The sequence below is a fragment of the Photobacterium proteolyticum genome (assembly GCF_001939735.1).
Classification (GTDB): Bacteria; Pseudomonadota; Gammaproteobacteria; order Enterobacterales; family Vibrionaceae; genus Photobacterium; species Photobacterium proteolyticum.
Genome location: NZ_MJIL01000076.1, coordinates 66,077 through 80,395, shown reverse-complemented (window position 1 = coordinate 80,395; position 14,319 = coordinate 66,077). Strand labels below are relative to the sequence as shown.

At 47.8% G+C, this 14,319-nt stretch carries 6 protein-coding genes and 1 pseudogene; 2 read left to right on the top strand and 5 right to left on the bottom strand.

The features are described from left to right. The first annotated feature begins 4 nt into the window (after nucleotides 1-4). Complete coding sequence (locus BIT28_RS14300) at nucleotides 5-1,336, top strand: sigma-54-dependent transcriptional regulator (RefSeq protein ID WP_075764821.1); 1,332 nt, start codon at nucleotides 5-7, stop codon at nucleotides 1,334-1,336. A gap of 100 nt (nucleotides 1,337-1,436) precedes the next feature. On the opposite strand, the gene BIT28_RS14295 is transcribed toward BIT28_RS14300, so the two are convergent. The 3 genes from BIT28_RS14295 to BIT28_RS14285 form a co-directional block, all read right to left on the bottom strand. Beyond that, nucleotides 1,437-5,813: a transporter substrate-binding domain-containing protein gene (locus BIT28_RS14295; RefSeq protein ID WP_075764819.1), complete on the bottom strand. Its 4,377-nt coding sequence runs from the start codon at nucleotides 5,811-5,813 to the stop codon at nucleotides 1,437-1,439. Nucleotides 5,814-5,959: 146 nt separating this feature from the next. Then, nucleotides 5,960-7,288 (bottom strand): response regulator, encoded by a 1,329-nt coding sequence (locus BIT28_RS14290; protein WP_075764817.1) that lies wholly within the window; start codon nucleotides 7,286-7,288, stop codon nucleotides 5,960-5,962. Nucleotides 7,289-7,735: 447 nt separating this feature from the next. Further along, entirely contained in the window at nucleotides 7,736-9,058 is a 1,323-nt protein-coding gene (locus BIT28_RS14285) for a Na+/H+ antiporter family protein (protein WP_075764932.1), read from the bottom strand. A gap of 303 nt (nucleotides 9,059-9,361) precedes the next feature. Here BIT28_RS14285 and BIT28_RS14280 point away from each other — a divergent pair. Further along, a pseudogene (locus BIT28_RS14280) lies at nucleotides 9,362-9,966 on the top strand (peroxiredoxin C). An 80-nt stretch (nucleotides 9,967-10,046) separates the two neighbouring features. Here BIT28_RS14280 and BIT28_RS14275 read toward each other — a convergent pair. After that, a complete protein-coding gene (locus BIT28_RS14275; protein ID WP_075764815.1) occupies nucleotides 10,047-12,527 on the bottom strand; it encodes a VolA/Pla-1 family phospholipase in 2,481 nt (826 codons plus the stop codon). Between the two features lie 50 nt (nucleotides 12,528-12,577). Next, nucleotides 12,578-13,819 (bottom strand): outer membrane protein transport protein, encoded by a 1,242-nt coding sequence (locus BIT28_RS14270; protein WP_075764813.1) that lies wholly within the window; start codon nucleotides 13,817-13,819, stop codon nucleotides 12,578-12,580. Nucleotides 13,820-14,319: the final 500 nt, after the last annotated feature.

Here is a 14,319-nt window from a genome sequence, read left to right as displayed (position 1 = left end):
TGCTATGAGCAAGTTGTTAATTGTCGATGATGATCAAGGGATCAGCCGCACACTTCAGTTGCACTTTCAGTCTCAGGACCATGAAGTTGAAATTGCCCATTGTGTCGATGACGGGGTAGCGATTGCCCGGAATTTCCAGCCTAATGTGATTGTGTTGGATATTCGTATGGAAGGTAAATCAGGCCTGGAAGGTATTGCTGACTTTAAGGCGCTGTGCCCGGATGCTCGGATCATCATGATCACAGCTTTTCACGATATGGAAAGTACGATTGAGGCCATGCAGCGCGGGGCGGACGAGTATATTCATAAGCCGATTGATCTTGATGAACTCGATTCCGCGGTGACCGTAGCCTTACAGTATCAGGTTTCCAGCCAGCAGCCTGCCGTCGCTATTCCTGAAAGCATGGGCCATTCTATGGTTGGCTCTTCCCATGCAATGAAAGAAATCTATAAAACCATTGGCCGGGTCGCATTAACGAATGCATCGGTCATGATCACCGGCGAGTCGGGGACGGGGAAAGAGATGGTAGCCAGGGCGATTCATCAGGCTGGTAGGCCCGATAGCGCCCCCTTTGTTGCTATAAACTGCGCCGCGTTGGTCGAGACATTATTGGAATCAGAAATGTTCGGCCATAAGAAAGGGGCGTTCACTGGTGCGGTGTCCGATCAGCCGGGTAAATTTGAACTGGCAAACAACGGTACTTTGTTTTTAGATGAAGTGGGTGAGCTGGCTCTCCCTATTCAGGCGAAGCTACTGCGTGTACTGCAGGAGAAGGAGTTTACTCCGCTGGGCAGTAAGCTCGCCTACAAGACTAATGCGCGCATTATTACAGCGACTAATCTTGATTTTGAACAGGCAATTAAAGATAAAACCTTCCGCGAAGATCTGTTCTACCGGCTGCAGGTTGTGCGGATCCATCTTCCGCCCTTGAGAGAACGGCGGGAAGATCTGAATGACCTGATCCCGGCCTTGTTAGCTCGTGCAAACCGGGATTTAGGCACCAAGGTTAGCAAAGTGGCACAGGATGCGATGGCTGCGCTGTGCGCCTATGACTGGCCGGGCAATGTGCGAGAGCTTGAGAACATATTAACCAAGGCTGTCGCTTTGTGTCCGGGCGAAATCCTGACCTTGGACTTATTTGCTGACATTGCGCCTGATTTGGGAGCGAAGAACGAAGCAAGCGTGGATATTACCGCTAAGAGCTTGCAGGACATTGAGTACCAGCATGTGATCCGGATTTTGGAAAGCGTTGAAGGACACAAAGGCCGCGCCTGCGAGATCCTCAAAATCAGCCGTCCACGGCTGCAACGGATTATCGAACGCAGCGATGTCTAGTAGAGTAGGGGGGCACCGGATTCGGCTTGTGGTGCTACTCTTGCCGCGGTAATCTACCGCGGCCAAGCCGCCCATATTATTGGTGTCTGCAGTGATTGCTTTATGTTGTAGCCTTAGATCTAATATCTTGAGGGTCTTCTTCTAACAGCTTGGCTGTGGCTTCTCTTAAGGCAAGATAGGCAGTACTGTCGGCGCTGAACTGCGCGCGCTCCGCTTCTTTTTCAATTGCCGCCAAAGGTATTGCCAGTGTATCGCACTCCAGCATCTGGGAGGCACCTTTCATTTTGTGGGCTATGGTTTTTATGTCCTGCTGGTTGTCTTTCTCAATGGCTTCATTCAATTGCCTGAAATCTTGCTGGTGGTTGTATTTAAACTCCTTCAACAATTGATTGACTACATCCTGATCTTCGAACAGCAGCAGGATTTTTTTCTCGTCGAGTACTGCTGAAGGGGAGCTTTCGTCCTTGTTTTCATTATTTGGTTTGCTTGATTCTTGTGGAAAATCTTTTTGAGCAGCTTGCTGATCGTCGTCCAGCTGCTTGTCGACAGCGCTAAACAGATCGTGGAATTCGCTGGCACTGTGATTATCATCCGCCTGCGTTTGGCCTTGTTCTTCTGTGTTCATCGGTGCAACTGGCTCTGCGTTCAGCCATTTCAGCAGAACCTGTTTGAGTTTGGCGATAGAGACGGGTTTGACAAGAAAATCATTCATGCCCATTTCAAAACAATGGCTGTCTTCCCCCTGAATCGCATTGGCTGTCAGGGCGATGATAGGTAGCCCTGTAGAGGGTGCCCCATTGATAATATGCTCAAAGCACACCTGTTGGCAGGAATGGGTAATGGTCGGGCCGAAGTCGGTGATGAGCTGTTCATGTGTCAGCTCATTGTTGTTGCTGGTCTCTCTGGCGCGGCGCTCTTGTTGCCTAAGGGTGGCAGAGAGGGTATATCCGTCCATTTCTGGCATATGACAGTCGGTGAGCAGCAGTCCATAGCGGTGGTGCTTCATCGCTTCTAGTGCAAGGATACCGTTGTCAACGATGTCAGCATGGAGGCCAATCTTCTTCAGTTGCTTGGATATAACCTGCTGGTTGACGGGGTGATCTTCGGCGACGAGGATCAACCGTCCGCTGGCCTCGGCTGATTCCCGACTCTCCGTCCAGTTTTCTTCAGACTCAACCAGTTCGATGAATCTACTCTGCATGCTACTGACCGGCGTGGTAAGGACATGCCGCAGGTTGTCTGGCAGGAGTGGATTGACGGACAGACACCATTGCTCTTCGAGAGGCTCCGGAGAGAGCATCGGGTTCTGGTTAATGATAATAATATTGACGTCCGGCAAGTGTTCTTCCAGCCATTGGTCATTGAGCTGAAGCTGCTGCCAAATCGACATGGCAATAAAGATATGTCTGGGCTGATGTTTTCCCGTTTCGTTTTTCAGTTCGTGAAGGTGCTTGACTGCGACGATGATCGGGGTAAGTTGCAGGTGCTGTAGGTAGCGATACAGGGCTTCTCTCTGCATAAAGTAGCCGATGATCAGGCTGGTGCCGCTAGTTATAGAGGCTGGTACACCGGTATCGTCTGCCATATGAGAAAGCCTGTGATCCGCTTCGGGCTCTCCTAATGTCAGCGATACTGTGATACTGAACTCACTCCCTTTGCCTAATTGGCTGTTGAGCTGGATAGTCCCATCCATCTGTTCGACCAGTTTGCGTGCTATCGCGAGTCCCAGACCCGTGCCGCCAAAGCGTCTGCTGGTGCTTTGATCGGCTTGCTCAAATGGCTTGAACAGGTTCTTTTGTTGTTCCGGTGAGATACCTATACCAGTGTCGCTGACGGTAAAGCGTATCGTTTGTTTACCGGAAGAGAGTTCAAAGCCAGCCGGGCTGAGTACATCAACAGCCAGCCCGATCGTGCCTTGTTCGGTAAATTTGACCGCATTGTTTAGGAAGTTATTAAGGATCTGATGGAGGCGAATATCGTCAGCGAGCAACCAGTCAGCCAACCTGGGATCCTGCCAGTATTTAAAGGCCAGGTTTTTTTGCTGAGCATGAATGGATTGAGGCTGGATGATACGAGCCAGCACTTTGCCGAGTTTGATATTGGTTGGATTTAGATCCAGTTTTCCGGCTTCGATTTTTGAATAATCCAGAACGTCATTGACGATGTGGAGCATATTTCTAGCCGATTGGGTCAGGCCGCCATGCAGATTAACAAGCTCATCATTGAGGGGTTGGTCCGCCATCAACTCGAGTAGACCCAGAATACCGCTGATGGGAGTACGTACCTCATGGCTGATTGTGGCGAGAAACTGTGATTTTGCGGCTGTAGCGATTTCTGCTTTTTTTCTCGCATGTTCCAGAGCGAGTTGTTGTTGTTTTAGCAGGGAAATGTCGGTGACAACCGTATTCCAGTAAAATCCGCCTTCTTCATGGGGGGTGACACGGCTCTTGAACTGTATCCACTTAAGCTGGCCTCTGTGGTATTTCAGCTTTTGTTCGCTATCCCAGTGGCCTTGCTTGGTTGCCTCACACATACTTTGCTTAAGTACGTGCATATCAATGTCATCGAGCAGATTGAGCAGGTGTTCGGGGTGGAGCTTGATAGAGGTGGCTGAAACCCCCAGCAGCTCTTTAACGCCCGCACTGACAAAGGTGTACTGGATGTTTAGAGGCTGTTCCGGGTCGGGCTGAACATGCTGTAATACAACACCGTCCAGGTTGTCGGCAAGGTGCTGCAGGCGTCGTTCGGCTCGCCTGGCGCGTTTCTCGGCCGTTTTCCGCTGTAAAATCTCCTCGGCCATTTTACGGTTCCACCAGGTGATGGTAATGATCACCGTCAGCACCAGTAATGTGATGATGCCGGCCCATTTCGCGACCTCCTTGGGGGCTAATCCTTCCTGATATTCAAAGGTCAGCCATTTGTTCTCAAGCCGGGTCAATTCTTCTTGCGGTATAGAATTGAGTGCCTTGTTGATGATGTTGAGTAATATTGGCTGGCGAAAATTTACCGCAAAGTGCAAGGGAACGAGGTTCTTATCTTCGATCTGACCGACCATTTTAAACTGGCCGAGGTAGTCCGATTGTAGCAGCGGGGAGGCGTGGTGCAGCGAGGTCAAAACGCGATCGACTTCTTCTTTCTGCAAGGCTTGAAAGGCCGATACTTGGTTGATGTATGAGACCGACGAGCAATTGCTACAAAAACCAGAGAGCAGTTCCGAACCCGAAGTATCGGCAATGATGCCGACAGTGAGTTTGCTGTTGTTAAGCAGGGAGTCGATCCCTTCCTCGGCGGGGGCAAACAGTACCCAGGGCTCGTCAACGTATGGGGTTGAAAAGTACATTAGCTTGTCTTGAGTCGGCGTTTCAGGCAGTGCAGAGAGCATCATTAGCTCACCGTCATGAAAAGCGCGGTTGAGTTCCGAGTAGTTTTTTTTGCTGCTGATTTCAAACTTAACGCCTAGCTCATTACTGATGATATTCAGCAAGTCTGCCGTCAGGCCGGAATGGATTGTATCGGCATTGATGTAGTCATAGGGTGCCCAGTCATTGTGGACGCCAATGGTGATGTAGGGGTTTTTGTCTAGCCAGCTTCTTTCTTCCGGGCTGAGGCGAAGCTGTCCATAGTTCGTGAACATATTGATTTGCCCGGGGTTTAGCCATTGGTTATAAATCGCTGTCAGGCTTTGATTTTTTATATCTTCCAAGGCGAAATTGATCCTGCTTAGCAGTTTGTGCTTACCCTTTTGAGTTGCGAAATGTAAATGGTTGGTCGGCAGACCGGGAAGGATCGACAGTTCCAGTGAAGGGTCATTATGTTGCCGGAGCAGGTCGGATAGGACGACGGCATCGCCGATATAGCCATCGGCTTTGGACTGCTGGACTGCTTCAATGGCCTGTAGGCTGTTGCTGACGGGAACTAAAGTTGTTTTTGGCATCAAGCTGGGTAACAGCTCCATTAGGGCAAAGCCTTGCTCTACGGCAATTTTCTTGCCCGTTAATTCCTGAAACTGATTAACCGGCTGTTGCTTGGTGATCACTCCCCGCCGTATTGAAAACATCGGTTCGCTGAATGCCATATATTGTTGGCGGCTGAACGTGGAGGTTACTCCGGGGAGGAGATCCAGTTCACCTGTTTTGAAAGCCGCGACAACCTCGTTATAGGTCGAATAAAACGTAATGTCGTAGGTAAAATCGGCATGTTTGGCGACCTGGTCGAGGACCTCAATTAGCAACCCGTCAACCTGAGTTTCTGTCGTTGTCGATGTGCGGGCGCCCAGAGAGGCGTCTTTATTCTCGGTAACGAAAATATAGGGAGGAAAACTAAAACCGGGGAGACCGACTCGAAGGTGGGGTTTGTCGCTAACAATCGTTACTGATGATTGTGGATCAGCCTGGCCGGGAATTGGCAAGATACTCAAGAGCAGACAACAGGTAATAAAAAAACACCCGGTCCGGTGAAAGAACTGTTCGGTTATCATTCCCTACATCCTTGTAAAGCAATGTTCTAAGAGCAATTTTAAAATGAGTTGTGTCTTATGATTTCTCGTAAATCAATGCATTGAGATCAGTTCTCCTGAAATTCAGATATGAAAATCACCCAGCCCAAAATCGTTATTCCATCTTGTTAACCAGCCACTGTCATAGAAGGGGTGTTAACATTCCCCAGCTCCTTCAGAGCCAAAAACTGAAGTCGCGAGAGTGAAGGTGTTGTCGTGGTATGTATGTTAAGCTCATCCAGCTTGAGTTTCATTTGGTTAAGCTGTTCACTAAGCCCAAGTTCACGATAACCAAGACAAATTAAAAATCCGGTTTCGAAATCGGTAATGTCCTGTTCGGGGATTTGACCTAATAGCTCAGCAGCTAGCTCAGCATTTCCCAGTCGGTTCAACCGCAGTGCCTGCAGCGCTTTGAGGGTCGCTTTTGAAGATAACGGGCTTTCGTTTCCCTTGCTTAGTCGGTACCAGGCGGCATCAGCTCGCCAGTTTTGCAGTGGTTCTAACTCTGTATTGAACATGTCGGCATAGACAGCAAAACCACGGCGGCCTGAGTTGTCCCACATCGAATAGGGTAGCAGGTGGGCAACATGCAGCAGGTGCGGTATAGCTTTGTCGAAATGACCGCTGGCAATATGCAGCCATGCAATATTCAGTGTTTGCTCAATGCTGCTGTTGTTTAACTTTAACGCTCGCTGAATGGTATCTTCTGCTTCCGGCCATCGGTTTGCCTCTATACAGATTTCCGTTTTGAGATATAGCAGGCGGACATTGAATTTATTTTCTTTGATTAGGATATTGACTTGTTGAAGTGCCTGCTGATGTTGCTGCTTGCGTAATAATATTTCGACTTGCTTGATTTTAGCCGGTAGGTGATTGTGCAGTTGCAGCAACCCGGAAAGCATTGCCTGTGCTTCGTCGTATTGCTGGTTTTTACATAACAGATTGACGATATGTATAATGCCATTCTTTAATGCCATAGTATCCGGCGCACTGGCAAACAGTGGTTTGACATCGGTCAACCCGTTTCTGTTGAACGCTTGCTCGAGAGTTTGGCAGAATTCACGTCTTAATAACCCGGACGACACACGTTTGATAATGTCTTCTGAGCGTATGGGCTTGATCAGGTACCCATCGGGTTCAAGCTGCGAGTAGCCGAGAAATACATCCTGACTGTCGTTGCCGGTCACAATATAAACCAGTGCCTGTTGTTTGAGTATCTCCTTGTAACGCAAAAACTCAAGCAGGTGCAATCCGGTGCTTCCTGTCCCGAGGTTATGGTCGATGAGCAGAATGTCGAACTTCTGTTTGTTACAGGCAGCAATGGCACCTTTGGCGTTGGCCGTACTAATTATATTATTCATTGGTACTCCGAGCTTCATAAGCAATGCACGGGTAGCACTCTGAATAATGTTGCTGTCGTCAATGATCAAATAGGTTGATTGAGCAAGTATTTCCATATAGAGCCCCATCACGAAAAAACACGTATCCGTATGAATCAACTATAGTTTAGAAAAATCACATATGAAAATTATTGGCTATGTTTTGATATATACCCAAGTAACCTCAAGATGCGTGCTTCAGCGAGAATTACTTGGTTTGCAGGCACGGCACCAATTTGAAGGTCTAGTGGCTCTAAATCAAAAATTGGTAACAAAGGCTGCAAGCCAAGTAAACTCGCCCTCTGGGAGTGAGCCTACGTGCCTATTTCTGTGTCAAATCACGTTGAAAGGGATGGCCATTCCTACCGTAATTTTCCTTGAGCTAGACTCGTAGGTCTCACTCTGAATCCTGCATCTTGAGGTAGCTTGGGTATTATTAACAGAAGTGAATGTAATTAGGGCGAAACAACGAAAAAGACCGCTTTCGCGGCCTTTTATTGTTGTATTTCGTATCGATTTGTTGTTCTACAGGATCATCGATGCTAACCAGCCGAAGGCAATCAGCGGCAGGTTGTAGTGGATGAAGGTCGGAACAACGGTTTCCCAGACGTGTTCATGCTGACCGTCGGCATTCAGACCAGCTGTCGGTCCTAGCGTCGAGTCAGAGGCTGGTGAACCCGCATCACCCAGAGCGGCTGCAGTACCGACTAGGGCAACGGTTGCCAGTGGCGAGAAGCCAAAAGTCAGGCACAGCGGGACATAGATAGTTGCCAGAATTGGGATGGTAGAGAATGATGAACCAATACCCATTGTTACCAGCAGGCCGACAACCAGCATCAGAAGCGCAGCCAGAGGTTTGTTATCACCAATCACATCGGCCAAAGAGCTAACCAGAGTCTCAACACCGCCGGTTGCTTTCATTACCGACGCAAAGCCGGCTGCAGCAATCATGATAAAGCCAATCATTGCCATCATGTGTACGCCCTTGGTGAACACATCGTGGGTTTCCTTCCACTTGATCACGCCACCAAATGTGAACACCATGAAACCAATCAGGCCACCGATGATCATAGAGCCGCTATATAGCTGGGCGCCCAGCGCCGCAATAATAGCACCAACTGCAATGTAGACATGCTGCATGTTGATTTCAGCATGCTCAGGCTCGCTGGCTAGGATTTTCTCCTCAGAGTACTCGCGAGGTTTGCGGTAGCTGAAGAAAGTAGCCACAAGCAGGCCGAAAATCATGCCAAGTGCCGGTAGTAGCATTGCATAAGGTACCTGGCCGGCAGTGACATCCAGACCGTTGTCATGCAGGTTTTTCAGCAAAATGTTGTTGAGGAAAATACCGCCAAAGCCGACAGGCAGCACCATATAAGGGGTAACTAGGCCGAAGGTCAGCACACAGGCGATCAGGCGGCGGTCAAGCTTCAGCTTTGCAAATACATGCAGCAGGGGGGGGATCACAATTGGAATAAACGCGATATGAACCGGAATGGCGTTCTGAGAAGAGATGGCTAGAAGCACTAAAATGGTAAGAACGGAGTATTTCACACCTGTTGCAGCCGCTGCATTTTCATGGCCGCTGATCCGTTTGATAACTTTCTGCGCCAGTACATCTGTGATGCCCGAGCGTGAAATCGCGACAGCAAACGTACCGAGCATGGCATAGCTCAGGGCGGTAGTGGCACCGCCACCTAGTCCGCTTTCAAATGCAGAAACGGTTTCTGCCAGCGGCATCCCGCCGATAAGGCCACCTAATATGGCACTGAAGGTAAGCGCAACGACAACATTGACCCGCATTAATGCGAGGACAAGCATGACGCATACCGATATAACTACTGGGTTCATAAAACTAAGATCCATCCGTTGTGTTATGGCATATGTGTAAAGTTTATTATTATTTTTGGCTGTTTCGCTCAAAAACATCCAGTTTCCTGAAATTTTACGACATGTCGAGAAAAATTTGATGCCGATAGGGTATTTTATTTTTTTTGCTGAATGTCTCAGCCTTGCCATGAAGCCGTGTCTATACTGTTTCTGCAATGAACACTATGTATAACCGTTAGTGATAACAATATGTTAGGGCTAATTTTCGAACGTAATGCCTTGCTCCTATTCGGCTGGTAAGGCATTCACTAAATGGAGTTTGTTATGAGTGTACTAGTAGGTCGTCCTGCCCCTGATTTTACTGCCGCGGCAGTGCTTGGCAATGGCGAGATTGTCGAACAGTTTAATTTGAAACAGCATACACAGGGAAAAGCGGTGGTGCTTTTTTCTACCCGCTGGACTTTACCTTTGTTTGCCCTTCGGAACTGATCGCGTTTGATAAGCGCTTTGCTGACTTCCAGGCTAAAGGGGTGGAAGTGATCGGGGTATCGATTGATTCACAGTTTTCTCATAATGCGTGGCGTAATACTGCTGTTGAAGATGGCGGGATTGGGCCGGTTAAGTATCCGTTGGTTGCTGATACCAAGCATGAGATTTGTCAGGCTTATGATGTTGAACACCCAGAAGCCGGTGTCGCCTTCCGTGGTTCGTTCCTGATTGACAAGGAAGGGGTTGTTCGTCACCAGGTAGTGAATGACTTGCCGCTGGGACGTAATATCGACGAGATGCTACGGATGGTTGATGCCCTGCAGTTCCATGAGCAAAACGGCGAAGTGTGTCCGGCACAGTGGGAGAAAGGCAAAGAGGGTATGGATGCGTCACCGCAAGGGGTGGCGAAATACCTGTCTGAACATACTGATGATTTGTAATTCAGTTACAGAATAGGCTGAAGAAAACAGATAAAAGAAAGGCTAGCCGTGAGGCTAGCCTTTTTGTGTATTACAGAAAGTTAAAAGCCATATTGCTTCGTAGAAGGGTCAGGCAAGGTTGCCGAAAGTACAGTGCCTGCATTTGGTACTGTAAGGCTAGTACCGTTGCCATTGACCAAGCTGGCGATGTGATCTTGCATTTCGCCTGTAGCGGCATCTGGGCTAGCCGCGTTTCTGTCTTTCTTCTGACTGCCATGGTCTCCGGCTGTAAAGTAAGTAACATGCTTGACTAAAGATGCTACATCACTGTCGGTGACACTTAGGTTTAGGAGGCCTTCGTCAACCAACGGCAAGGTACCGCCAAATACCGAATAAGGCTTAGCGATACTTGTACCGGTGACAGTACTTCTGAATGTAAGCTGTGTTGGAATTGTGCTGTCATCTTTCACCATTGATAAGTAGACAGGTAGCCCGCTGCTTATCTGTGGTGCATGGTTGAGTGGATCAACAGTATCCAGAATTGTCTGCGCGGCATAGGCAAATTGAGTGAAATTACTATATACCTTGGTTAAGGTTGCAATGGATTCGGAATCACCGCTGCCAACTAACAAGGCTTCAAAGCCAGCGTAACATGTTTTATAGTCTAAACTTTTTGAGTCACAGTCAGCTTTGAATTTTGCATCGGCACCAGCTAGCAGGGTGCCTTTTACAAAGTTACCGTACTCTGTCGACTCCATTAGTAGGTAAGGAATACCGGCTCCTGGGTTGGCTAGAGCGAGTTTATTGATATTAAAGAACAGTGCATCGCTTTGTTGGTCTTCGGCAGATGTTCCGAGTGGACGATTGGCAACGTTACCTAATGCAACCCCAGTCATCGCACCAAGAGAGTGGCCGATAAAGCTAACGCCATTATCTGGATTTAGCCAGCCAAAGGCTCCCATCGCACCAGCATTTCCTTGTTTTATAGATGCAAACAATCTGCCGATAGCAACACGAAGGTTAATCTGGTCCATGACACTTTGACGCAGGTTGTCCCGTCCGACAGGCAATGTTTCAAGGTTTAAGAAGATTTCAGGCTTGGTTGATGCTGTAGTATAACCAACGACTGGAAGTGTTACGCCACGTGTACCATGTAATGGCAAGTCAATTGCGAAGATTGCATTACAGGAGCTGCCGATGATGGTATCCGCCAGCGAGCTGGTTTTTAATTCCTCTTTATTTGCAGTGATCCCATGCTGGTATATGCTGACAGTGTTTTTCTCAATTGCTTGGCAACCACTTGCAGCTGGTGGCAGAATCAAGGTGTACTCAACTTCTTGTACGGATTTCAGTTTAGGAACTGGGCTGTAGCGCGTAATTAGGCGTTCGCTATCTAACTGACTGCCATCGGATAAAGTGATTGTTTTGCCTGTTAGCAGCGGAAGAACTTTGAGCTGTACGGCCGGATCAGTACTGACTTTTTCAAGATCATCCTGAGTAATGCCCCAATCTGTCAGCTTCTGCATAACAATGGCTTTGTCGGTGCTACTGGCAGTTTCATCTCCCAGTATGTATTTAATAGCAGCTAAACTTGGCATGCCGCTTTGCCATGGAGTGGTACTAAACTTGTCTGCAGCCGTCTCGAGGAAATAGGGCAAGTACACTTTGCCGGTATAAACTTCATTTGTTCCCCCGACAGTAGTTCCTGCTGATGTAAGGCCCGTCATTGTATATAGTTTGGCGAGATCAGCTGTTGAGACATCACCAATTGCAGAGCCCTGCCAGACGGTTGAGGCATCATTTTTCAGCGCAAGTGCCGAAGCGGCTTTTCCTGCGAACAGAACATCACCAGCTGAGGCGGTCGTAAACCAGTTAGTGAAGATTATCTTGTTTTTATCAACCCCGGTTGCGGCAAACGTTGCTTCACTGGCATGGGCGAGGCGCTGTGCAGGTTCGAGCTTTTCGCTCGGTGGTCGGGTAGTTGATTTTAATACCGCGTAGCTGTTACTCATGCCTACTTCATTGCCGTTGATATCTTTTAAATCAGAGGTAATGGCAAACTGGTATTGGCTAGCAGGTTTTAGTGGTTTGGTCAGCAGTACCGTCAAGGTTTTTCCCGAGGCAAAGACTTTGAAGTCACCGTTAGCTTCAGTCAGTGGTACCGGTTGGGTGCTGGTATAAGTACTAGACGTAGGATCGCCTGTTTCTAGCAAGTAGAATCCATCTGCAGCAGTGGTGCCATCTAAATCATTGCCTATAAACTCAATTGTTATCGGTTGGTTGGTGCTCCAGCCATCAGTTTTACCCATGGTAACAAGTGGGTCAGACCATTTATTAGGGTCATCAGCTAAGCTTTCTGTTGCTAAGGTTCCATCGTTTTTATCAACTGCCAGGTAGGTCGGTTTGACTACCACAGGTGATTTTGGGTTGGAAAGAATGTCAAACTTGATCTTGGTATCAGCTTTCAGGCTTCTTTCGATGATTGGATCAATGGTTGGGTTACCGACGACTTCGCTTTCATTTCCGCAGCCAGCCAAGCCAATACTAGAGGCAATCAGTACCGCTAAAATATTCTTTTTCATGTTATATCCCTATCTTTCAAATCATGTTGCAGCCGAGGGGCTACCGAATCCTAAAATTTGTAGTTGATTTGCGCGGCGCTGATGATTGCACCACCGGTAGAAGTGAATGAGCTGCCATCTTCGGTAAAGGTGGCCTCTTTACCATCGAGATAGGTCAAGCCAACATCAAACGTCATCTTCGGGCTGTAGGTATAGGTTGCACCTGCCGAGTACCAGTAACGATCGGTATCAGGGATACTAAGGGTTGATTTACCGGCTTGCTCATCGAAGGCAAAACCGGCGCGAAGGGTCCAGGTCGGGTTGAGGATATAGGTTGCCCCGATGGAGTAGCGGGAGTTATCGTCGTAATCTTCGTCTTTCAGCAAGCAAACCCCGGCTTGGCCATTATAGGTACACTGATCACCGGTACCACGTAGCTCTTCGAACTTACTGTACTGTATCCACTGAATACCGTAGTGAATGGCCCATTGGCTATTTAGAGCGTGATAACCGGAGAATTCAGCAATCGCAGGTAGCACAACAGATAGTGAACCGGGAACGGTATTATTGGCAGCTCCGGTAATAAGGCCTGTGTAATCGGTAAAGTCACCATCAAAGTCAAGATCCACCTGAGAGCGATAGCTCAGGCCGAAACGGTGATCATCATTAATTTCATAGAGAGCACCGACATTCCAGCCCCAACCGGTGGTATCGCCTTCCATTTTTATACTTTTATCACTCGGTTTGCCACCATCAACAGCGGCAGCCATTGACCCTAAAAATCGTGTGAGCTCGGCGTCGCCGTAGACAAGGCTGACACCACCGCCGATGCTGAAGTGCTCATTGATCCGATAGGCAATATTCGGGTTGAAATTCAGTGTGATAAGAGATGTTTCACCGGCTGAAGAGCCTGCATTAAAATCTGCCGGATATTCGGTCGCTACTCCGTAGTTGGAAAACATTGCCAATCCGACCGCGAAGCGATCGTTGATAGGATGGATATAGTAACCCGCCGGAACAATACCTAAAGGCGCAACGTCTTTTGCTGTCTGACCGAAATCATTATCTTCAACATCGATATCAGGATCAACGATACTGATCGCACCTGAAAACTCAGCGGTTTTGAAAAGGGTCATTGCGGCAGGGTTACGTGCTAATACTGATGCATTATCAGCGACGGCGGCTTCGCCGGAGAACGCCCGACCTAAGCCAGATGCAGAGTGTTCGTTAACCTGAAAGCCAGCTGCGTTGACATTGACAGACATTAATGCCGCGGTTACGGCGACGGCAGTGAGTGTTATTTTTCTGGACATTATTATATTTGCCTCTTTGATATTTGCTTCTTGTTCTTCGTTCCATGAAGGAAAAACAAATTAATGAAATACGGCTTCATGCAGAATCAGAAAACACCGGCTCTATGCTTAACGCGCTCAGAACAAGGCATGTTGTTCAGGCATAGTGGCTTCACATCATTATGATACGAGGTGATTACGTAGGCGCGACCAGTCTTCCATAGAATCAATCTGAAACAATATGAAACAGTATTACGCAGTATAAGGATGAAAAATATAAATGTTAAGTCGTTGTAACACGTTGTTTTTGTGAGAAATGAGTAATTGAATGGTATATTATTTATTGGTGTTTAAAACGGGCGTTTTAAATATATTGTGTGTTTGAAAACATGTTTCTAAAAGCCCAGCACTGCTGGACTCATAGGAGGTCTGATGAGTTTTGCGTGTTTAATTTTTAAGACACTTCGATTTTTTCTGTTTGAGATTTTAAAACTTGCTGTTCGCCTAATTCTTTCATTTGT

Coding starts and splice junctions, on each gene's coding strand:
- BIT28_RS14300 (WP_075764821.1), top strand. CDS start 5: ATGAGCAAGTTGTTAATTGTCGATGATGATCAAGGGATCAGCCGCACA.
- BIT28_RS14295 (WP_075764819.1), bottom strand. CDS start 5,813: ATGATAACCGAACAGTTCTTTCACCGGACCGGGTGTTTTTTTATTACC.
- BIT28_RS14290 (WP_075764817.1), bottom strand. CDS start 7,288: ATGGAAATACTTGCTCAATCAACCTATTTGATCATTGACGACAGCAAC.
- BIT28_RS14285 (WP_075764932.1), bottom strand. CDS start 9,058: ATGAACCCAGTAGTTATATCGGTATGCGTCATGCTTGTCCTCGCATTA.
- BIT28_RS14275 (WP_075764815.1), bottom strand. CDS start 12,527: ATGAAAAAGAATATTTTAGCGGTACTGATTGCCTCTAGTATTGGCTTG.
- BIT28_RS14270 (WP_075764813.1), bottom strand. CDS start 13,819: ATGTCCAGAAAAATAACACTCACTGCCGTCGCCGTAACCGCGGCATTA.